The 23,377-nt window shown below is 61.1% G+C and carries 10 protein-coding genes; 4 read left to right on the top strand and 6 right to left on the bottom strand.

Translation table 11 applies throughout. The features are described 5' to 3' along the window. Positions 1–74 precede the first annotated feature (74 nt). The 5 genes from ACW9IR_RS10995 to ACW9IR_RS10975 are packed head-to-tail and all read right to left on the bottom strand — an operon-like array spanning position 75 to position 6,344. Complete coding sequence (locus ACW9IR_RS10995) at positions 75–872, bottom strand: enoyl-CoA hydratase/isomerase family protein (protein ID WP_457463170.1); 798 nt, start codon at positions 870–872, stop codon at positions 75–77. Next, complete coding sequence (atuD, locus tag ACW9IR_RS10990; RefSeq protein ID WP_102900408.1) at positions 869–2,026, bottom strand: citronellyl-CoA dehydrogenase; 1,158 nt, start codon at positions 2,024–2,026, stop codon at positions 869–871. The genes ACW9IR_RS10995 and atuD overlap by 4 nt, the downstream gene beginning before the upstream one ends. 31 nt (positions 2,027–2,057) lie before the next feature. Further along, positions 2,058–3,674, bottom strand: a complete 1,617-nt coding sequence (atuC, locus tag ACW9IR_RS10985) for a geranyl-CoA carboxylase subunit beta (RefSeq protein ID WP_457463168.1) — start codon at positions 3,672–3,674, stop codon at positions 2,058–2,060. 3 nt (positions 3,675–3,677) lie between these two features. Continuing rightward, the gene (locus ACW9IR_RS10980; RefSeq protein WP_457463166.1) at positions 3,678–4,547 is read right to left on the bottom strand and encodes an SDR family oxidoreductase; all 870 of its coding nucleotides are present in this window, start codon (positions 4,545–4,547) and stop codon (positions 3,678–3,680) included. 12 nt (positions 4,548–4,559) lie between these two features. Then, positions 4,560–6,344, bottom strand: a complete 1,785-nt coding sequence (locus tag ACW9IR_RS10975; protein ID WP_457463164.1) for an acyclic terpene utilization AtuA family protein — start codon at positions 6,342–6,344, stop codon at positions 4,560–4,562. Between the two features lie 184 nt (positions 6,345–6,528). On the opposite strand from ACW9IR_RS10975, the gene ACW9IR_RS10970 reads away from it, so the two are divergent. The 3 genes from ACW9IR_RS10970 to ACW9IR_RS10960 all read left to right on the top strand — a co-directional run bounded on the left by ACW9IR_RS10970 (position 6,529) and on the right by ACW9IR_RS10960 (position 9,142). Then, complete coding sequence (locus ACW9IR_RS10970; RefSeq protein WP_016985451.1) at positions 6,529–7,152, top strand: TetR/AcrR family transcriptional regulator; 624 nt, start codon at positions 6,529–6,531, stop codon at positions 7,150–7,152. A 92-nt stretch (positions 7,153–7,244) separates the two neighbouring features. Continuing rightward, positions 7,245–8,042 carry a substrate-binding periplasmic protein gene (locus ACW9IR_RS10965; protein WP_095120441.1) on the top strand — a complete coding sequence of 266 codons (798 nt, stop codon included), beginning with the start codon at positions 7,245–7,247 and terminating at the stop codon, positions 8,040–8,042. Positions 8,043–8,128: 86 nt separating this feature from the next. Beyond that, positions 8,129–9,142 (top strand): GNAT family N-acetyltransferase, encoded by a 1,014-nt coding sequence (locus ACW9IR_RS10960; protein WP_095120440.1) that lies wholly within the window; start codon positions 8,129–8,131, stop codon positions 9,140–9,142. 134 nt (positions 9,143–9,276) lie between these two features. Here ACW9IR_RS10960 and ACW9IR_RS10955 read toward each other — a convergent pair whose 3' ends face one another. Next, on the bottom strand, positions 9,277–9,831 hold the full coding sequence (locus ACW9IR_RS10955) for an RNA polymerase factor sigma-70 (protein ID WP_016985448.1): 555 nt from the start codon (positions 9,829–9,831) through the stop codon (positions 9,277–9,279). Between the two features lie 368 nt (positions 9,832–10,199). Between ACW9IR_RS10955 and ACW9IR_RS10950 the strand changes: the two genes are divergently transcribed. Then, the gene (locus ACW9IR_RS10950) at positions 10,200–23,198 is read left to right on the top strand and encodes a non-ribosomal peptide synthetase (protein ID WP_457463160.1); all 12,999 of its coding nucleotides are present in this window, start codon (positions 10,200–10,202) and stop codon (positions 23,196–23,198) included. Positions 23,199–23,377 lie beyond the last annotated feature (179 nt).

The following is a 23,377-nucleotide window of genomic DNA, read 5'->3' as shown; positions in this document are numbered from 1 at the left end:
GCCTCATCGCGAGCAGGCTCACTCCTACAGGGGAACGCATTCCAAATGTAGGAGTGAGCCTGCTCGCGATGCTTTTAAGTGGCCCACCGCGGTTTCCGCTTTTGCACAAAAGCCATGGTGCCCTCGATCCCTTCGTCGCCAGTCATCGCTTCGCTAAACCACTGCGCCGCTTCATCAAGCAATTCACTCGAAGGCTGCCCGGCACTGGCCAACAACAATTTCTTGGTCATCGCATTCGCCTCCGGCGCGCAACACAGCACATGCTGCAACACCTCATCGAGCCGCTCGGCAAGCGCCTGTGCATCCTGCTCGACAAAATGCACCAGCCCCAGACGCCGCGCCTGATGCCCATCGAAACGCGCAGCCGTCAGCGCCAGTCGGCGGGTTTCGGTCAGGCCGATGCGCTGCACCACAAACGGCGCAATCTGCGCCGGCAGCAAGCCAAGGCTGGTTTCCGGCAGGCCGAATTGCGCCTGATGATCGGCAATCGCGATATCGCTGACACAGGCCAGCCCGAAACCGCCGCCAAGCACCGCGCCTTGCAGCACCGTGATCAGCACTTGCGGCGCGTGCTGTGCTTCCTCCAGCAAGGCACCGAACGCGCGATTCAAATCGCGGTAAGCCTCGGAGCCCTGAGCGCGAGCGCTGGCCATGTCCTTGATATCGCCGCCGGCACAGAAATGCCCACCGGCACCGCTGAGCACCAACGCCCGAACCGCACGGTCATCGCGCACAGCCGTCAGCACCGCGCGCAATTCGCTGACCATCTGCAGGCTCATCGCATTGCGGCTGTCCGGTCGATGGAGGGTGATGTGCAGCACGCCGCCATGCAGCTCCAGCAACAGCGTCTGGCAATCCGGCAGGCTGCTCATTTCTTTTTCCCCGGCAGAATGCCCATCAGTTTGCAGATGATCCCCAGCATGATTTCGTCAGCACCGCCGCCGATCGAAACCAATCGCACATCACGATAGGCGCGGGCCACCGGGTTGTCCCACATGAAGCCCATGCCGCCCCAATATTGCAGGCAGCTGTCGCTGACTTCGCGGCCCAGACGTCCGGCCTTGAGCTTGGCCATCGACGCCAGCCGTGTGACATCCTGACCTTTCACGTATTGCTCGGTGGCCTGGTAAACCAATGCGCGCAGGCATTCGATTTCGGTCTGCAATTCGGCGAGGCGGAAGTGGATCACCTGGTTGTCGATCAACGCATTGCCGAAGGTCTTGCGCTCCTTGCAGTACTCGATGGTGCTATCGACGCAATATTCCAGACCCTTGATCATGTTCGCCGCACCGAACAGACGTTCTTCCTGGAATTGCAGCATCTGCATCATGAACCCGGCGCCTTCGTGGCCGATGCGATTGCGCTGCGGCACGCGCACGTTGTCGAAAAACACCTGGGCGGTTTCCGAGCTGCGCATGCCGAGTTTCTCCAGATGCGAACTGAGGCTGATCCCCGGCGTGTTCATCGGCACCATGATCAGCGACTTGTTGATGTGCGGCTTGTCGTCCGAAGTATTGGCCAGCAGACAGATGAAGTCGGCGCTCGGCGAGTTGGTGATCCACATCTTGCTGCCGTTGATCACGTAGTCGTCGCCGTCCTTGCGCGCGGTGGTTTTCAGCCCGGCGACATCGGAGCCGGCACCGACTTCGGAGACACCGATGCAGCCGACCTGCTCGCCGCTGATCGCCGGGCGCAGGAACTCTTCGCGCAACTCATCGGAACCGAAGCGGGCGAGGGCGGGCGTACACATGTCGGTCTGCACGCCGATCGACATCGGAATGCCGCCGCAATGGATGGTGCCGAACTCTTCGGCGGCGACAATCGAATAGCTGTAGTCCAGACCCATGCCGCCGAATTTTTCCGGTTTGGAAATGCCGAGCAAACCGAGGTCGCCAGCCTTGCGGAAAATTTCGTGAATGGGAAAGCGCCCGGCCTTTTCCCATTCATCGACGTGCGGATTGATCTCGTGCTCAACGAACTGGCGGACGGTGCGGCGCAGGGCTTCGTGTTCCGGGGTGAAGATCATTTTTTATTGTTCTCCGTAAGATCCGTGGCGGTCAGAACCGGCTGACGCCGAAGCTGTTGGGTTGCAGCGTGCGAATGTCGGCTTCGTGGCAGATATCGAGCAAATAGCCGAGCAGGATGCGCGTGTCACGCGGGTCAATCAGCCCGTCGTCCCACAGGTTGGCGCTGCCGTAGAGCGCGGTGGACTGGCTGTCGAGTTTCTGCGCGGTGACCTGTTCGAGCATGTCGAGCATCTTCGGATCGGGTACCAATCCGTCTTTCAATTGTTTGGCTTCGGTAACGATGCGCAAGACTTTGCCGGCCTGCGCGCCGCCCATTACGGCGGTGCGGCTGTTCGGCCAAGCGAAGATGAAGCGCGGATCGAGTCCGCGTCCGCACATCGCATAGTTGCCGGCACCGTAGGAGCCGCCGACGACGATGGTCAGTTTAGGCACCCGCGCATTCGCCACCGCTTGAATCAGTTTCGAGCCGTGTTTGATCACGCCCTGCTGTTCCGATTCGGTGCCGACCATGAAACCGGTGGTGTTGTGGAAGAACAGCAGCGGTGTCTGGCTCTGATCACACAGTTGAATGAACTGCGCCGCTTTGCTCGCACCGTTCGGGGTGATCGGGCCGTTGTTGCCGATAAAACCGCAGGCGCGGCCCTGAATCTTCAACTGGCCGCAAACAGTTTGCTGATCGAACTCGCCCTTGAATTCGAGAAAGCAGGATTCGTCGGCGATGCGCGCGATGATTTCGCGTACGTCATAAGGCTTTTTCGGATCGTCGGGGATCAGCCCGAGCAATTCATCGATCGGGTAGAGCGGTTCTTTGTATTGCGGCTCCGGCAGCCACGGCAGTTGCTCATTCCAAGGCAGCATGCGGAGGATTTCGCGGACCTGACGCACGCCATCGGCATCGTTTTCCGCGAGGTATTCAGCCGTCCCGGCGACCTGCGCGTGCATCTCGGCGCCACCGAGTTCTTCATCGGTGGCGACTTCGCCGGTGGCCGCTTTCAGCAGCGGGGGGCCGGCGAGAAACAGCTTGGCCTTGCCGCGCACCACCACCACGTAATCCGACAGTCCCGGCTGGTAAGCGCCGCCCGCTGTGGCCGAGCCGTGCACCACGGTGATCTGCGGCAAGCCCATTGCCGACATCCGTGCCTGATTGGCAAAACTGCGTGCGCCTTCGACGAAAATCTCTGCGGCGTAATTGAGGTTGGCGCCACCGCTCTCGGCGAGGGTGATCACCGGGAGTTTGTTTTCCTGAGCGATCTGTTGCAGGCGCAGGGACTTTTTCAGGCCGCTCGGCGAGATGGTGCCGCCCTTGATCGCGCTGTTGTTCGCCACGATCATCGCGCGGATGCCGCAGACGTAACCGATACCGGCGATCAGCCCGCCACCGGCCGAGCTGCCGTCCTTGTCGTCATGCAATTTGTAGCCGGCGAGGCTGGCCAGTTCGAGGAACGGCGCGCCGGGATCGAGCAACAGATTCAGGCGTTCGCGCGGCAGTAATTGCCCGCGCTTGTCGAACTTCTCCTTCGCTTCGGCTGCTTTATTCAGCAGATTTTGTTCGAGCTGCTGCACTTGCTCGATGGCTGCGAGCATTGCTGCACGATTGCGCGCAAACGCCTCACTGTGAGGGTCGAGTCGGGACTGGATCTGCGGCATGGCTTACTCCTTGTCCTTCAACACGTCTGGAAGGTACGCCCGGTGGAAGCCATTGAACGACTCACTGTGAGTGGCCTTGTGCAGTGGCCATGCACGGCTGCCGAGGCTGGCTGCGCCATCGATTTTCAAGGTGCTGCCGCTGATGAACGCTGCCGCCGGGCTGAGCAGAAATACAATCGCCGCACTGACTTCCGATTCGGTGCCAATACGCTTGAGCGGCACATGTTCACGCAGGGTGGGAATCACCGCTTTGAACGCGCCTTCGTAAGTGTCCATGCCGCTGGAGGCAATCCAGCCCGGCGCCACCGCGTTGACCCGCACGCCGGCATAACCCCATTCGAACGCGGCAGTTTTGGTGAAGTTGTCCATGCCCGAGCGCGCCGCGCCCGAGTGGCCCATGCCGGGCATGCCGCCCCACATGTCGGCGAGCATATTGACGATGTTGCCGCCGTGTTTGCTCATCGACTGGTTGAACACTTCCCGCGCCATCAGAAATCCGCCGACCAGATTGGTGCGCAGTACGGTTTCGAAACCTTTCTGATTGATCGAAGCCAATGGCGACGGGTACTGGCCGCCGGCATTGTTGACCAGACCGTGAATCGGCCCGTGTTCGGCAATCAGTTCTTTCATCAATTGCTTCACCGCTTCTTCATCACGGATATCGCAAGCCTTCCAGTGCGCACGGCCACCGTCCTCGGCAATTTCCGCGGCGACGTTTTGCAGTTTCTCCGGCTTGCGCCCCACCAGCAGCACATTCGCGCCGAGCGCTGCCAGTTCATGCGCGGTGCAACGGCCGATGCCGCTGCCGCCGCCGGTGACGATGATGGTCTGGCCGCTGAACAGATCGGCGTTGAAAATCGACGCGTAAGCCATGCAAACCATCCTCTATTCGAGCTGTTCGGCGATGCTCTGCGGCACCGGGATCTGGATTTCCAACAGTTGTTGGGCGAAGGCTTTGCCTTGCGGGTCGATGCGCAGACTGGCCACGCCACCCCCGCCAAGAGCGTTTTCCAAGAGAAAATTCAGGCTGTGGGTGCCGGGCAGATACCAGCGTTCGACCCGGCCGTGAATCGGGTCGAGCACATGACTCATCCAGTCGACGATGACGGCCGGGGTCAGCGCTTCAGCGATCCACGGCAGGTATTCGGGCTTGCGCGGCAGCACACCGATGTTGCTGTGATTGCCTTTGTCACCGGAGCGCGCCACGGCCAGTTTCACCAGCGCCACGCTGGCATCGGCGCGGCCTTGAGGTTTCGGCGGTTGCTGGGCAATCGGCAAATCTTCACTGTCGAGCGCTGCCAATGAGGGCAGGGCACAAGGATGGCGAACGCCGGCCAGATCAATCTGCAAGGTGCAGGCGCTTTTATCGATCAGGAATGAAAACAGACGAATCAGCGGATACACCGTTGGCCGTCCGCCGACGATGCCGGTCAATCCCGGCGCCATTGCGGTCGCGGCCTGGGCAATTTCCCGGGAGAACAGCACCAGTGCCTGTTTATTCGGGTGACGCACGGCGAGTTTGATCACCACTTCACGGCTGTCGTGGCGCTGGCCATGGGGGCCGTAGGTGGTTTCGCTGCCGAGCAGCTCGATGTTGGTTTCGCTGTAGGGCGCCCAACCACGCTGACTGAACATCTCTGCTGTTTTGTCGATGATCGCCTGACTGACACGCTGCGCTTTTTCCACCGCATCGATGCCAGCGATCAGGCAACTGGCGGTGCAGCGAAAACCGTCCGGATACGTGGCGCTGACCTTGTATTTATCACTGGGCGGCAGGCCTTTGGCGCCGTGGACATGAACGAGGTTTTTACCTTGTTGCTGGAGTTTGACGTGAGTGAAATCGCAGACCACGTCAGGCAACAGATAGGCCTGCGGATCGCCGATTTCATACAGCATCTGCTCGCCGACGGTCAGCGGTGTGACCAGTCCGCCGCTGCCTTCGGGTTTGCTGACGATGAATTGGCTGTCGGCGTTGACTTCGACGATAGGGAAACCGATGTGTTCGTAATCCGGCACGTCGCGCCAATCGGTGAAGTTGCCACCCGTGCACTGCGCGCCGCATTCGATGATGTGCCCGGCCAGCGCGGCCTGGGCGAGTTTGTCGTAATCGTGCCAGGACCAGCCGAATTCATGCACCAGCGCGGCGCTGACCACGGCGCTGTCGACCACGCGGCCGGTGATGACAATGTCGGCGCCCAGGCGCAGCGCTTCGACGATGCCCGGCGCACCGAGGTAGGCGTTGGTCGATAAGCACATCGACGGCAGCGGGGCGCCGCTGAACATCTCGGTGATGGCGCTGAGTTGTTTGAATTGGGGTTGCAGGTCATCGCCGAGCAGTACCGCGATTTTCAGCTTGATACCGATCTTGTCGCAGGCCGCTTGCAGGGCGGCAGCGCAGGCTTGCGGGTTGACTCCGCCGGCGTTGCTGATGACGCGGATGTTCTGCTCGGCCAACTGCGGCAACAGGGGCGTGAGCACTTCGATGAAGTCGCCGGCAAACCCCGCCTGCGGATCCTTCATGCGTGCGCCGGCCATGAGCGACATGGTGATCTCGGCGAGGTAGTCGAATACCAGATAGTCGAGCTTGCCTCCTTCCACTAACTGCGCGGCGGCGGTCGATGTATCACCCCAGAATGCGCTGGCGCATCCGATGCGAACGGTGGTTGGCATTTTTATCTCCGACTCAGCAACCTGCGACAGAAGTGTCTGGAGGCTACCAAGCAAGCGCTTGGTTTGTAAACAGTTGAAACTATCTTCTGCCCAAGCGCTTGCTTGGTCGTCGTTGGCGGCTTAAATTGCGCGCAACCCTGCGGTTTCAGGGGGCAACAGACTGATCGACTGTAGGAGAGAACGGGTGGACGAGCAAAAAGCCCTGAGGGTCATGCGCGAATTGGTCGATCAAGGCCAGTTGACCGACCCGGACAGCGCCCGCGGCAAACTGCTGCAAGTGGCGGCTCACCTGTTCCGCAACAAAGGCTACGAACGCACTACGGTGCGCGATCTGGCCGGCGCAGTCGGCATCCAGTCGGGGAGTATTTTTCATCACTTCAAAAGCAAGGATGAAATTCTCCGTGCGGTGATGGAAGAAACCATCCGCTACAACACTGCGTTGATGCGCGCCGCACTGGCCGATGCCAACAATGTGCGTGAGCGCGTGTTGGCGCTGATCCGTTGCGAATTGCAATCGATCATGGGCGGCAGCGGCGAGGCGATGGCCGTGCTGGTCTACGAGTGGCGTTCGTTGTCCGAAGACGGCCAGGCCAAGGTTCTCGCTTTGCGTGACGTTTACGAAGACATATGGCTGCAAGTGCTGGGTGAAGCGAAGGACGCCGGATTTATCCGCGGTGATGTATTTATTACTCGACGTTTCCTCACCGGTGCACTGTCCTGGACCACCACCTGGTTCCGTGCAGGTGGCAGTTTGAGCCTCGATCAGTTGGCGGATGAGGCGCTGATTCTGGTCCTCGAAGAGCGTTGAGCGACTTTCTATCCGGCCGGGAAACTGGCTAACTGGGCGAAACCGCCTAGCTTGAATGCATTGATCGGTATTTTTTCGGGGAGTGGGGTGTTTTGAAGTCTTTGCCAATCCGGACGGCCGCGGGGCTGATGCTCGCAGCGCTGGCTGCATCATGGGTATTGCCCGCTCAGGCAGCGCAACTGGTTCGGGTGGGCGCGGCGCATTTTCCGCCCTACACCATTCGCCCGGAAAACGGTGCCGATACAGGCCTCTTGCCGCAACTGGTCGAGGCTCTTAATCGCCTGCAAAGCGACTATCAGTTTGTCCTGGTACCGACCTCGATTCCGCGGCGATTCGGGGATTTCAAGCAGGGCCGGATCGACATGGCGATTTTCGAGAATCCCGATTGGGGCTGGAAGGAAATTCCCCACACGGATGTCGATATGGGCCTTGAGGATGCGGAGATTTTCGTCGCGCAACGCGAAGACGGTCGTCAGCAAAGTTACTTTGCGAGCCTCACCGGCAAGCGTCTGGCGCTGTTCAGCGGTTATCACTACGAATTCGCCAACTTCAATGCCGATCCAAAGTTTCTCGCGCAGAATTTCAACGCCACGCTGACCTATTCCCATGACAGCAACCTGCTGATGGTGCTGCGCTCGCGTGCGGATATTGCCCTGGTGACCCGCTCCTACCTGAGCGATTACCTGCTGCGCAACGAGAAGGTGCGCGACGAGTTGCTGGTGTCGCAACGCATCGATCAGGTTTATCACCATTACGCCATTCTTCGCCCGACGGCGCCCATTACCGGCCCTGCGTTTGCCCGACTGCTGCAAGGCCTGCGCGACAATGGCGAGATGCTGAAGATTTTCGATCCCTACAAAATTGCGGTGGTGCCAGTGCCTCATCGCTGAGGCACTGATTTTCCGCAAAGCCTAAATTTCCCCTTTCGGCTCACGTCACATCGTTGAACTGTCGACGATTATCGTGAGCCCGACCCATGTCCAATCTGAATGACCTGACTGCCCTGGCCTTGCCTTCGGGCAGTCAACTGATCGCTGATGCAACTGAAAGCCGTCTGAGCCTTAGCCTGGACGGGCAACCGCTGATCCGCCTGCGTCTTGATCGGGAGGTCAAGGGGCCGATCCAGCTCGATGAGCGCTTTGCGCTGCCGCCCGGGCAGGCGTTATGGGCGGCCTGTTACTGGCTGTTCGCGCGGGATCCGGCGTGCCAGCAATTGACCTGGCAACTGGATCAGCCGCCGACCGAAGCCTTGCTCAGTGGCTTGCTGGTGAACACCGAAGTGGCGGGTGAATACCGCTGCGAACGCACGCTGTTCTGGCAATTGCCGCAACCGTGGCTCGGCACTTCGCTGACGGGCAGCTATCCGCAGCAAATGGTCATCAGCCAGGGCAAGCGTCATCCGCTGCGCCCGGTGAAGCCGCGGGGGGAAGTGTATCGGCGTTTCGATGCGCGTCTTGGTGCGTGGATTTCCCTACGCACGGTCGAAATCGAAGAAGACCTGCCGCGCTTCAATCGCTGGCAGAACAGCCCGCGCGTTGCCAGTTTCTGGCAGGAAGAGGGCAGTCTCGAGAAGCACCGCGAGTACCTGAGCAAGCTCGATGCCGATCCGCACACGTTGACGCTGATCGGCTGTTTCGATGATCAGCCGTTTGCCTATTTCGAAGCCTACTGGGCCAAGGAAGATCGCATTGCGCCGTTTTATGACGCCGACAATTACGATCGCGGTATTCACATGCTGGTCGGTGAAGAGGATCACCGTGGGCCGCACAAAGTGGCGAGCTGGTTATCGGCGCTGGTGCATTACCTGTTTCTCGATGATCCGCGCACTCAGCGTGTGGTCGCTGAGCCTCGGGCCGACAACGCGAAGATGATCGGCCATATGCAGAATCAGTGCTTTCACTGTGAGAAAGAGTTCGACTTCCCGCACAAGCGTGCGGCGCTGATGATCCTGGGGCGTGAGCGGTTTTTTGATCGGTGCAAACTGGCGTGAGGTGATCGGGCTTGGGATCTTTGTGAATTTAAGTCCGTCTTCGCGAGCAAGCTCGCTCCCACATGGGTTCTGCGTACACAGATCCAATGTGGGAGCGAGCTTGCTCGCGAATGGCTTGACTCCGAATTCAGATCTTAACGACGACCGGCAATCACCGCATCCCGACGGCTGCCCGAGACCTTGCGGCAGTGCACCAACGCATCACGAATCATGAAGTTGACCAGGGTTGGCGAAACGCCCAGTTCCTTGGCGATATCCTTTTGCGGCACGCCGTGCAAGCGGTACATCTCGAACGCATAGCGAGTGCGGCTGGGCAGCTCGGTCAGTGCGTCGGCGATGTTTTCCAGAGTCGAAAAGTTGATGTGCGAGGTTTCCGGTGAAGCACCCTGGATGACCACATTCAGCCCTTCCTCTTCAGGGCCGGAGTACTTCTGTTCCAGCGCCTGTTTGCGGTAATGATCGATAGCGAGGTTGCGCACGATCTGGAACAGATAACTCAGTTGAGCCTTGATCGACGACGTGATCGGTGGCGCCGACTGCAGTCGGAAAAACGCATCCTGCACCACATCTTCGGCGCGCGACCGGCAGCCGGTAATGCGCGCTGCAATCTTGACCAGAATCAGTCGATTGTCGACGAATGCCTGAAGTAGCGGTGAATCGCACCTGCTTGTGGATACTTGTTCCGTCATGGAAATCACCTTGCTGCCAATAGGTTAGTGGGACGCCTGGGGAGGGGGCCGTCCTACACATCGAGCGACAAATTATGTTGAATGATAATGATTGTCAATTGAGAAAGAGAAGTAATGCGCTACAAAGGTGCGTTCTGAGAACTGCGACACGCCGCCACACCCCGGCCCCATTGGCGATCCCGCCTGCCGACTAATTATTTCAAGACGTCATCCGTTCTCATTGGTGAATGGTTCCGGGTACACATCCCCGGCCAGACAGCATTCCGATGCCTTGCGCGGTCGGCACAGACCGCGCCCTGCATACCCTTCGAAGGGTGTGACGCAGCAACCCGATTCCATTAGCAAGCCGAATTCAGGCAGGAAACCTCATGACCGACGCGTTCGAACTCCCCAGCACCCTGGTCCAAGCCCTCCAGCGCCGCGCGGCCCTGACGCCGGATCGACTGGCTTTGCGTTTTCTTGCCGAAAGCGAAGAGCAGGCTGTGGTACTCAGTTATCGCGAACTGGATGAGCGCGCGCGCACGATAGCGGCGGCGTTGCAGGCCCAAGCGGAATTCGGCGATCGCGCGGTGCTGCTGTTTCCCAGCGGCCCGGACTATGTCGCGGCGTTTTTTGGTTGCCTGTACGCCGGTGTAATTGCGGTGCCGGCCTATCCGCCAGAATCGGCGCGCCGTCACCATCAGGAGCGTTTGCTGTCGATCATCGCTGACGCCGAGCCGCGTCTGCTGCTGACCAGTGCCGACCTGCGCGACGCGTTGCAGCAGATCGAAGGTGCGCCACCGCTGTTGTGCGTCGACACGCTCGACAGCGCTCAAGCCGAAAACTGGGTCGAACCGAGCCTGCCGCAAGATCACATCGCCTTCCTGCAATACACCTCCGGCTCCACCGCACTGCCCAAAGGCGTGCAGGTCAGCCACGGCAATCTGGTCGCCAATGAACTGCTGATCCGTCATGGTTTCGGCATCGACGTGAACCCCGACGACGTCATCGTCAGCTGGCTGCCGCTGTACCACGACATGGGTTTGATCGGTGGCCTGTTGCAGCCGATCTTCAGCGGCGTGCCGTGCATCCTCATGTCGCCGGCGTATTTCCTTGGCCGGCCATTGCGCTGGCTGGAAGCGATCAGCGAATACGGCGGCACCATCAGCGGCGGGCCGGACTTCGCCTATCGCTTGTGCAGCGAGCGGGTCAGCGAATCGGCGCTTGAGCGTCTCGATCTGAGCCGCTGGCGCGTGGCCTATTCCGGCTCCGAGCCGATCCGTCTCGACACCCTTGAGCGCTTCGCCGAGAAGTTCACCGCGTGCGGTTTCAGCGCAGACAACTTCATGGCCTCGTACGGTCTGGCCGAAGCCACACTGTTCGTCGCCGGCACCCCGCGCGGCACCGGCATCCCGGCGCTGCGCGTGGACGATCAGGCATTGGCGCAAAACCGCGCGGAGCCGGGCGAGGGCAGCCCGATCATGAGTTGCGGCATCAGCCAACCCGAGCATGCGGTGCTGATCGTCGAACCAAACTCCCTCGCAGAACTGGCTGACAACGCCGTTGGCGAAGTCTGGGCTGCCGGCCCAAGTATCGCTCACGGTTACTGGCGCAACCCCGAGGCCAGCGCCAAGACCTTCGTTCAGCACGCCGGCCGGACCTGGCTGCGTACCGGTGATTTGGGCTTTATGCGCGACGGTGAACTGTTCATCACTGGCCGTTTGAAAGACATGCTGATCGTGCGTGGTCACAACCTGTATCCGCAGGACATCGAGAAGACCGTCGAGAACGAAGTGGAAGTGGTGCGCAAGGGCCGCGTCGCTGCATTTGCCGTCAGCCAGAATGGCGAAGAGGGCATCGGTATTGCCGCAGAAATCAGCCGCAGTGTGCAGAAAATCCTGCCGCCGGAAGCGTTGATCAAAGCGATTCGCCAAGCGGTAGCCGAGGCTTATCAGGAAGCCCCGAGCGTGGTGGTGCTGCTTAATCCCGGCGCCTTGCCGAAAACTTCCAGTGGCAAATTGCAGCGCTCGGCGTGCCGCAATCGTCTGGCCGATGGCAGCCTCGACAGCTATGCGGTATTTCCGTCGACGGCTTCAGAAACTCAAGAATCGATCACCAGCGCCTCGGAACTTGAAGCCTTGATCGGCAAGATCTGGGCCGAGCAACTCAACGTCAAACAGGTCAACGCCGACGATCATTTCTTCCTGCTCGGCGGTAACTCGATCGCCGCCACGCAAGTCATCGCCCGCGTTCGCGAAGAACTCGCGCTTGAGCTGAACCTGCGCCTGCTCTTCGAAGCCCCGACCTTGTCTGCATTTGCCGCTGCCGTGGTCCAACAACAGCAGGACGGCGGCAGCGCCCAAGGTGCAATCACCGCGTTGTCGCGCAGCGAGCCGATGCTGCAATCGCTGGCACAAAACCGTCTGTGGATCACTTGGCAGCTCGACCCGCAGAGCAGCGCCTACAACATTCCCGGTGCCCTGCATCTGCGTGGCGAACTCGACGAAGACGCATTGCGCGCCAGCTTCCAGCAACTGATCGAACGCCACGAATCCCTGCGCACACGTTTCTTCGAGCGCGACGGCGTGGCCCTGCAACAAGTCGCTGCCGCCGCCGAATTCAATCTGCAACTGATCGACATCAGCGACTTTCCCGCCCATGAGCGCGAGGCCCGTGCGCAACAAATCCGCGAAGACGAAGCGCGTACTCAGTTCGACCTGGAAAAAGGCCCGCTGCTATGGGTGACGCTGGTGCGTCTCGACGACGAAGATCACCAACTGCTGGTGACGCTGCACCACATCATCGCCGATGGCTGGTCGCTGAACGTGTTGATCGACGAGTTCTCGCGGCTGTACGCCGCCGCTTCGCAAGGGGCGACGGCCAGCCTTGCGCCACTGCCAACCCAGTACGCCGACTACGGCAGCTGGCAGCGCCAATGGCTGGCGCAAGGTGAAGGCGAGCGGCAACTGGCGTACTGGAAAGCGCAGTTGGGCGACGAGCATCCAGCGCTGGAATTGGCCACCGATTACCCACGGTCCGCCAAGCAAACTCATAGCGCTGCGCGTCATTCCGTGCGTCTGGGTGCGAGCCTCAGCGATGCGATCCGCCAGACGGCCCAGGCTCAGCAATCGACGTCGTTCATGCTGTTGCTCGCGGCGTTGCAGAGCCTTCTGTATCGCTACAGCGGTCAGCGCGACATTCGTATCGGCGTGCCGAATGCCAACCGTCCGCGCCTGGAAACCCAGGGCCTGATCGGCTTTTTCATCAACACCCAAGTGCTGCGTGCAGAGATCGATTCGCGCCTGTCGTTTATCGAACTGCTGGCCCAGACCCGTCAAGCCGCACTCGGTGCACAAGCCAATCAGGATCTGCCGTTCGAACAACTCCTCGAAGCCTTCCCGCAAGCCCGCGAACAAGGCCTGTTCCAGGTCATGTTCAACCACCAGCAGCGCGATCTGAGCGCACTCAAGCGTCTGCCGGGTCTGCTCGCCGAAGAACTGCCGTGGCACAGCCGCGAAGCCAAGTTCGACCTGCAACTGCACAGCGAAGAAGACCGTAACGGTCGCCTGACCTTGTCTTTCGACTACGCCAGTGAATTGTTCGACGCCGCGACCATCGCGCGTCTGGCCGAGCACTTCAGCAACCTGTTGCGCGACGTCTGCGAACGTCCGGAGCAAGCCATCGGCGACCTGCAATTGCTCTCCGGCGGCGAACACGATCAGCAAAAAAACTGGGGCGTCGCACCGTGCACCCCGGCGCAACAATGGCTGCCGGAACTGCTCAACGAACAGGCGCGTCAGACCCCGGAACGCACCGCGCTGGTGTGGGAGGGTGGCAGCCTCGACTTCGCCGAAGTGCACACGCAGGCCAACCGCCTCGCCCATTACCTGCGCGACAAAGGCGTCGGCCCGGATGTCTGCGTGGCCATTGCTGCCGAGCGTTCGCCGCAACTGCTGATCGGCCTGCTGGCGATCATCAAGGCCGGTGGCGCCTACGTGCCGCTGGACCCGGATTACCCGGCGGATCGCCTGGCCTACATGCTCAGCGACAGCGGCGTCGAATTGCTCCTGACCCAGACTGAATTGCTCGAGCGTTTGCCGGCCAGCGATGGCGTCAGCGTGATCGCCATGGACGCGCTGCACCTGGAAAACTGGCCGAGCCAGGCGCCAGGCCTGCACCTGCACGGCGCCAATCTCGCCTATGTGATTTACACCTCGGGCTCCACCGGCCAGCCGAAAGGCGTCGGCAACACCCACGCTGCTTTGGCCGAACGTCTGCAATGGATGCAGAACGCTTACGCGCTCAATGACACAGATGTGCTGATGCAAAAGGCACCGATCAGTTTCGATGTATCGGTGTGGGAATGCTTCTGGCCATTGATCACTGGCGCACGCCTGTTGATCGCCGCCCCGGGTGAACACCGCGATCCGCATCGCATTGCGCAGCTTGTGCAAGCGTACGGCGTGACCACGCTGCACTTTGTGCCGCCGCTGCTCTCGCTGTTCATTGATGAACCGCTGAGCGCCGAATGCACCAGCCTGCGCCGGGTATTCTCCGGCGGTGAAGCACTGCCGGCCGAACTGCGCAACCGCGTGTTTGCGCAACTGCCCGCGGTGCAATTGCACAACCGTTACGGCCCGACCGAAACCGCGATCAACGTCACCCACTGGCATTGCACCACCGCCGATGGCGAGCGCTCGCCGATTGGCCGTCCGCTGGGCAATGTGATTTGCCGCGTACTCGACGCCGATCTCAATCCAGTGCCGGCCGGTGTGCCGGGTGAGTTGTGCATCAGTGGCATCGGTCTGGCCCGTGGTTACCTCGGTCGTCCTTCCTTGACCGCTGAGCGCTTTGTCGTCGATCCGCTGGGCGAGCAGGGCGCACGTTTGTACCGTACCGGCGACCGCGCACGCTGGACGTCCGACGGCGTGATCGAATACCTCGGTCGCCTCGATCAGCAGGTCAAACTGCGTGGCTTCCGCGTTGAACCGGAAGAAATCGAAGCGCGTCTGCTCGCCCAGGACGGCGTCGCCCAAGCCGTGGTGCTGGTGCGCGAAACCGCTGCCGGCGCACAGCTGATCGGCTACTTCACCGCGACTGATGCCAGTGAAAATCCTGACGAGCAAAGCGCTCGCCTGAAAGCAGCACTGGCCACCGAGCTGCCGGAATACATGGTCCCGGCGCAACTGATGCGCCTCGACGCAATGCCGCTAAGCCCAAGCGGCAAACTCGACCGCCGCGCCTTGCCCGAGCCGCTATGGCAAGTGCGCGAACACGTCGAGCCGGTGACTGAACTGCAGCAACAAATCGCAGCGATCTGGCGCGAAGTGCTCGGTCTGGCACAAGTCGGTCTGCGCGACGACTTCTTCGCCCTCGGCGGTCACTCGCTGCTGGCCACGCAAATCATCTCGCGCAGCCGTCAGGCCTGTGACGTCGAACTGCCGTTGCGCGCCTTGTTCGAACACAGCGAACTCAGCGATTTTGCCGAACAGATTCGCCTGATCCAGGCCAGCGGCCGCACCAACAAGCAGCCGCCGATCGACAAGGTTGATCGCAGCAAACCGGTGCCGTTGTCGTACTCGCAACAGCGCATGTGGTTCCTCTGGCAGATGGAACCGGACAGCCCGGCGTACAACGTTGGCGGCATGGCGCGCTTGCGCGGCGTGTTGCACGTCGAGCGTTTCGAGGCGGCGTTGCAAGCGTTGATCCTGCGTCACGAAACCCTGCGCACCACGTTCCCGAGCGTCGACGGCGTCGCCCGTCAGCAGGTGCATGCCGAGACCGGCGTGCGCATGGGCTGGAAGGACTTCTCTAAATTCGCCGCCGACGTGCGCGAGCAAAAGGTTCAGCAATTCGCCGATGAAGAAGCGCATCTGCCGTTCGACCTGGAAACCGGTCCACTGCTGCGCGCCTGCCTGGTGAAAACCGCCGAGCAGGAACATTACTTCGTCCTGACCCTGCACCACATCGTCACCGAAGGCTGGGCGATGGACATCTTCGCCCGTGAACTCAGCGCGCTGTATGAAGCGTTCGTTGACGACCGTGATTCGCCGCTTGAGCCGCTGCCGGTGCAGTACCTCGACTACAGCGTCTGGCAGCGCAACTGGCTGGAGTCCGGCGAGCGTCAGCGTCAACTCGACTACTGGACCGCGCAACTCGGTCGTGAACATCCGCTGTTGGAATTGCCCGGCGACCGTCCGCGTCCGCCGGTGCAAAGCCATCAGGGCGAACTGTTCCGCTTCGACCTCAGCGACGACCTCGCCGCGCGAGTTCGTGCGTTCAACGCGCAAAACGGTCTGACCCTGTTCATGACCATGACCGCCGCACTCGCCACCCTGCTGTACCGCTACAGCGGCCAGACCGATCTGCGCATCGGCGCGCCGGTAGCCAACCGCATCCGTCCGGAAAGCGAAGGGCTGATCGGTGCTTTCCTCAACACCCAAGTGCTGCGTTGCCAGCTCGACGGCATGATGTCGGTCGGTGAACTGTTCGAGCAGGTGCGTCACACCGTGATCGAAGGCCAGTCGCATCAGGATCTGCCGTTCGATCATCTGGTTGAAGCGTTGCAACCGCCGCGCAGTGCTGCGTACAACCCGCTGTTCCAAGTGATGTGCAACGTGCAGCGCTGGGAATTCCAGCAGAGCCGCATGCTCGCCGGGATGACCGTCGAATATCTGGCCAACGACGCGCGGGCGACCAAGTTCGACCTCAACCTGGAAGTCACCGACCTCGACCATCGCCTCGGTTGCTGCCTGACTTACAGCACCGATCTGTTCGACGAACCGACCATCGCACGCATGGCCAGACATTGGCGCAATCTGCTTGAAGCGTTGATCGCTGATCCGCAACTGCGTCTCAGCGAATTGCCCCTGCTCGATCAGCCCGAGCAACAGCATCTGCTCGACAGCCTTGGCATCGAGCCGGGCGAGCATCGTCTCGATCAATGCATTCATCACCTGTTCGCCGAACAGGCGCTGGCGCGCAAAGACGCACCAGCCCTGACTTTCGCCGGGCAAACCCTGAGCTACGCCGAACTCGACGCCCGCGCCAATCGCCTGGCTTGGGCGCTGCGTGAGCGTGGCGTCGGCCCGCAAGTGCGCGTGGGTCTGGCGCTGGAGCGTTCGCTGGAAATGGTCATCGGTCTGCTGGCGATTCTCAAGGCTGGCGGCGCGTACGTGCCGCTGGACCCGGAATACCCGCTCGACCGTCTGCATTACATGATCGAGGACAGTCGCATTGGCCTGCTGCTCAGTGATCGGGCAATGTTCAAAGCTCTCGGCGATCTGCCGCCAAGTGTGGCGCGCTGGTGCCTGGAAGATGACAACGCAGCACTCGCCGCTTACCCGGCCAGCGAGCTGCCGTTTATCAGCCTGCCGCAGCATCAGGCGTATTTGATTTACACCTCGGGCTCGACCGGTAAACCGAAAGGTGTGGTGGTCTCCCACGGCGAAATCGCCATGCACTGCCAAGCGGTGATCGAGCGTTTCGGCATGCGCCCCGACGACTGCGAACTGCACTTCTATTCGATCAACTTCGATGCCGCGACCGAGCGTCTGCTGGTGCCGCTGCTCAGCGGCGCGCAGGTGGTGTTGCGTGCCCAAGGTCAGTGGGACGCGGAAGAAATCTGCGGCTTGATCCGCACGCACAACATCAACGTACTCGGTTTCACCCCGAGCTACGGCAGTCAGTTGGCGCAGTTCCTCTCGACGCAAAACGAAATCCTCCCGGTGCGGATGATCATCACCGGTGGCGAAGCGTTGACCGGTGAACACCTGCAACGGATTCGCGCGGCGTTCAAACCGGCGATGTTCTTCAACGCCTACGGTCCGACCGAAACCGTGGTCATGCCACTCGCCAGTCTGGCGCCGGAAGTGCTGGAGGAGGGCGCCGGCAGTGTGCCGATCGGCAGTGTGATCGGCGCGCGTGTCGCCTACATTCTCGACGCCGATCTGGCGCTGGTGCCGCAAGGCGCGACGGGTGAATTGTTCGTTGGCGGTGCCGGTCTGGCGCAGGCTTATCACGACCGTCCGGGCATTACCGCCGAACGTTTTGTCGCGGATCCGTTCGCCAGCGATGGCGGGCGCATGTACCGCACCGGCGACTTGGTGCGCCAGCGTGCCGATGGTTTGGTGGAATACCTGGGCCGGATCGACCATCAGGTAAAAATCCGTGGTTTCCGTATCGAACTGGGCGAAATCGAAACGCGCCTGCTCGATCACGACTCGATCCGCGAAGCCGTGGTGCTTGCACTCGATGCGCCGAGCGGCAAGCAACTGGTTGGCTATCTGGTCACCGAAGTGGCTGACCAAAGTGAATCCAAACAGGCCGCACTGCGCGACGCGTTGAAGTCGCATCTCAAAGCACAACTGCCGGACTACATGGTGCCAACGCACCTGATTCTGCTGGCGAGCATGCCGCTGACCGCCAACGGCAAACTCGATCGTCGTGCGTTGCCGGCGCCGGATCCTGAGTTGAATCGTCAGGACTACGTGGCGCCGAGCAACGAACTGGAACAGACCCTGGCGCAGATCTGGTGCGAAGTGCTCAACGTCGAGCAGGTCGGCCTCAACGACAACTTCTTTGAACTCGGCGGCGACTCGATTCTGTCGATCCAAGTGGTCAGCCGCGCGCGTCAGCAGGGCATTCATTTCAGCCCGCGCGATCTGTTCCAGCATCAGACTGTGCAGACTTTGGCCGCTGTGGCCAGCCGCACTGAACAGGTCACGGCCGAGCAAGGTCTGGTGTCGGGTGAATCGCGCCTGACGCCGATTCAGCACTGGTTCTTCGACACCGATATTCCTGAGCGTCAGCACTGGAACCAGGCGCTGTTGCTGGAACCGACCACGACCCTCGAAGCGCATCGTCTGGAGCAGGCGTTGTTGGCGGTGATCGAGCAGCATGACGCCTTGCGTCTGCGCTTTACCGAGGCCAATGGCGAGTGGCAAGCCACGCACCAACCGGTGTCTGATGCAGCCGTGCTTTGGCAAGTGCGCGTGACCTCGATGGACAAGTGCACCGCACTGTTCGCTGATGCGCAACGCAGCCTTGATCTGCAAAATGGTCCGCTGGTTCGCGCCTTGCTGGTCGACGGCCCTGAAGGTCAGCAACGCCTGTTTATCGCAATCCATCACTTGGTGGTCGACGGCGTGTCGTGGCGCGTATTGCTCGACGATGTGCAAACCGTTTACCGCCAACTCGACGCCGACCAAGCGGTGAAACTGCCGGCGAAAACCAGTGCCTTCAAGGATTGGACTGCACGCCTGCTGGCCTACGCCGGCAGCGAATCCCTGCGCGAAGAACTCGACTGGTGGCAGACCCAACTGGCCGGTCCGAGCGCCGATTTGCCGTGCGAAAACCCGCAGGGCGGCCAGCAGAATCGTCACGCACAAACCGTTAGCGTGCGTCTCGATGCCGAGTACACCCAACAACTGCTGCAACAGGCGCCAAGTGCCTACCGCACGCAGGTCAACGACCTGCTGCTGACCGCGCTGGCCCGCGTGCTGTGCCGCTGGAGCGGTCAGCCGTCGGCGCTGATTCAACTGGAAGGCCACGGCCGCGAAACCCTGTTCGACGAGATCGACCTGACCCGCACAGTCGGCTGGTTCACCAGCGCTTACCCGCTGCGTCTGACCCCGCACAATATTGAAGAAGCTGCGGGACAGGGCGCTTCGATCAAGGCAATCAAGGAGCAATTGCGCGCGGTGCCGCACAAAGGTCTGGGTTACGGCGTGCTGCGTTATCTCGCCGATGACCTCAGCCAGCGCAGCATGGCCGCGCTGCCGCAGGCGCCGGTCACCTTCAACTACCTCGGCCAGTTCGACCAGAGCTTCGGCAGCGATGCGCTGTTCCGTCCGCTGGATGAGCCGGTCGGTGCCGCCCACGATCCGCAGGCGCCATTGCCGAACGAACTGAGCATCGACAGCCAGGTTTACGGCGGTGAGTTGCTGCTGCGCTGGACCTTCAGCGCCGAGCGTTACGAGGCGCAGACCATCAACGATCTGGCCGATGCTTATATCGGTGAGCTGCGAAGCCTGATCGCCCACTGCCTGCAAGACGAGGCCGGTGGCCTGACGCCGTCGGACTTCCCGCTGGCTAGGCTGACTCAGGCGCAACTCGATGCCTTGCCGGTGCCGGCCGCGCACATCGAAGACGTCTACCCGCTGACGCCGATGCAGGAGGGCATGTTGCTGCACACCCTGCTCGAACCGGGCACCGGTCTGTACTACATGCAGGATCGCTACCGCATCAACAGCGAACTCGACGCCGAGCGTTTCGCCCAGGCGTGGCAAGCGGTGATTGCTCGCCACGAAGCGCTGCGCGCGTCGTTCTGCTGGAACGTCGGCGAAGACATGCTGCAAGTGATTCACACCCCGGGTCGCACGCCGATCGAATATCTGGACTGGAGCGCCATCGCTGAAACCGAACAGGAACCGAAGCTGCAGGCGCTGCTGAAAAGCGAGCGCGAGGCCGGTTTCGATCTGCTCAATCAGGCGCCGTTCCACCTGCGCCTGATCAAGGTCGGCGCGGCGCGTTACTGGTTCATGATGAGCAACCACCACATCCTCATCGATGCCTGGTGCCGTTCGCTGCTGATGAACGACTTCTTCGAGATCTACACCGCTCTCGGTGAAGGTCGCGAAGCGCAATTGAGCGTGCCGCCGCGTTATCGCGATTACATCGGCTGGCTGCAACGTCAGAGCCTGGCTGAAGCGCGGCAGTGGTGGCAGCAGAACCTGCGCGGCTTCGAACGCACCACGCCGATCCCGAGCGATCGTCCGTTCCTGCGTGAACACGCCGGTGAAAGCGGCGGTATGGTCGTCGGCGACCGCTACACCCGCCTCAATGTCGAGGACGGTGCGCGTCTGCGGGAACTGGCGCAGGCCCATCAACTGACCATCAACACTTTTGCTCAAGCAGCGTGGGCCTTGGTGCTGCGGCGTATGAGCGGTGATCGTGACGTGCTGTTCGGCGTGACCGTCGCCGGGCGTCCGGTAGACATGCCGGAAATGCAACGCACGGTCGGCCTGTTCATCAACAGTATTGCGCTGCGAGTGAAAATGCCTGAGGACGATCAGCGCAGCAGTGTGCGTCAGTGGCTCAGTGGTTTGCTCGACAGCAACATGCAGTTGCGCGAGTACGAATACCTGCCGCTGGTGAACATTCAGGAACAGAGCGAACTGCCGAAAGGCCAGCCGCTGTTCGACAGCCTGTTCGTCTTCGAAAACGCCCCGGTGGAAGTCTCGGTACTCGATCGAGCGCAGAGCCTGAATGCGACCTCGGACTCGGGCCGTACCCACACCAACTTCCCGCTGACGGCGGTGTGCTACCCGGGCGATGACCTCGGTCTGCACCTGTCGTATGACCAGCGCTATTTCGACGAATCGACCATCGAGCGCATGCTCGGCGAGTTCAAGCGTTTGCTGCTGGCGCTGGTCGATGGCTTCCACGGCGACATGGCCGATCTGCCACTGCTGGGCGTCGAGGAACAGGACTTCCTGCTCCACGGTTGCAACCAGAGTGCCCAAGATTATCCGCTGGAGCAGAGCTACGTTGCGCTGTTCGAAGCGCAGGTTGCCGCGCATCCGCAGCGCATCGCCGCTACATGCCTTGACCAGCAGCAGAGCTATGCCGAGCTGAACCTCAGTGCTAACCGTCTCGGCCATGCTTTGGTCGCAGCCGGGGTGCAGATGGATCAACCGGTGGCGCTGCTCGCCGAACGTAATCTGGATCTGCTTGGCATGATCATCGGCAGCTTCAAGGCTGGCGCGGGTTACCTGCCGCTGGATCCGGGCCTGCCGAGTCAGCGTCTGCAACGCATCATCGAGCTGAGCCGCACGCCGGTGCTGGTCTGCGCTAAAGCCTGCTTTGAACAGGCGCAGACTTTGCTGGATGAATTCAGCTGCGCCAATCGCCCGCGTTTGCTGGTGTGGGAAGAGATTCAAGCGGCGGCGCTTTCGGCGCAGGACTTGGGCATTTACAGCGGCCCGGACAACCTCGCTTACGTGATCTACACCTCGGGCTCCACCGGCCTGCCAAAAGGCGTGATGGTCGAGCAGCGCGGCATGCTCAATAACCAGTTGAGCAAGGTGCCGTATCTGCACCTGAGCGACGCCGACGTGATCGCCCAGACCGCTTCGCAAAGCTTCGATATTTCGGTCTGGCAGTTCCTCGCCGCGCCGCTGTTCGGTGCTCGCGTGGACGTCGTGCCGAATACGATTGCCCACGATCCGCAACGGTTGCTGGTGCATGTGCAGGCGCAGGGCATCACCGTGCTCGAGAGTGTGCCGTCGCTGATTCAGGGCATGCTCGCCTCGGAGCGTCTGAGTCTCGATGGCTTGCGCTGGATGTTGCCGACCGGTGAAGCGATGCCGCCGGAGCTGGCGCACCAATGGCTGCTGCGTTACCCGGACATCGGTCTGGTCAACGCTTATGGCCCGGCGGAATGTTCCGATGACGTGGCGTTCTTCCGTGTCGACCTGGCGTCGACGCGCGGCAGTTACTTGCCGATCGGTACGCCGACCGACAACAACTTGCTGTACCTCGTTGATGGCGCTCTGGAACTGGTGCCGTTGGGCGCGGTAGGGGAGTTGTGCGTGGCGGGTACGGGCGTTGGTCGCGGTTATGTCAGCGATCCGTTGCGCACTGCGCCGGTATTTGTGCCGAACCCGTTCGGTGCGCCGGGCGAGCGTCTGTATCGCACCGGTGACCTGGCGCGGCGTCGCAGCGACGGCGTGCTGGAGTACGTTGGCCGCGTTGACCATCAGGTGAAGATTCGCGGTTACCGCATCGAGTTGGGTGAGATCGAAGCGCGTCTGCACGAACAACCCGAAGTGCGTGATGGCGCGGTCGGGGTGCAGGAAGGCGTCAACGGCAAGCACTTGGTCGGCTATCTGGTGGCGGCCGATTCGGCACTCAATCCGAGCGAACGACTGGAGCGAATCAAACAGCGCCTGCGCGCCGAACTGCCGGAATACATGGTGCCGCTGCACTGGTTGTGGCTCGATCAAATGCCGCTGAATGCCAACGGCAAACTCGACCGCAAAGCCTTGCCGGCACTGGAGATCGGCCAGTTGCAAAGTCAGGATTATCTGGCGCCGCGCAATGATCTCGAGCAGACATTGGCGGACATTTGGGCCGAGGTGTTGAAGGTCGAGCAGGTCGGTGTCCGCGATAACTTCTTCGAGCTAGGTGGGCACTCGTTGCTGGCCACGCAGATCGCCTCGCGGGTGCAGAAAACCCTGCAGCGCGACGTGCCGCTGCGTGCGATGTTCGAGTGCAGCACGGTGGAGGAATTGGCTGAGTACATCGATGGACTGGCGGCGAGTGATATCACCGAGGAGAAGGTTGATCGGTTGAATGATCTGATGGCGGAGCTGGAGGGCCTTTAGTTCTTTAGCGCCTGCATTGGCCTCATCGCGAGCAGGCTCACTCCTACATTTGGAATGCGTTCCCCTGTAGGCCTTCGCCTGCTCGCGATGAGGCCGGTACATTCATGTACATTTCCAAGGTTGACGATAAAGAACCGGCAGCTCAGTCTGCCGGTTCTCTTTTTTTGTCGCGGGGGTGG

The sequence above is a fragment of the Pseudomonas sp. SDT291_1_S447 genome, assembly GCF_054070155.1.
Note: the sequence above shows the minus strand (reverse complement) of the source record. Positions and strands in the feature narration are given on the sequence as shown.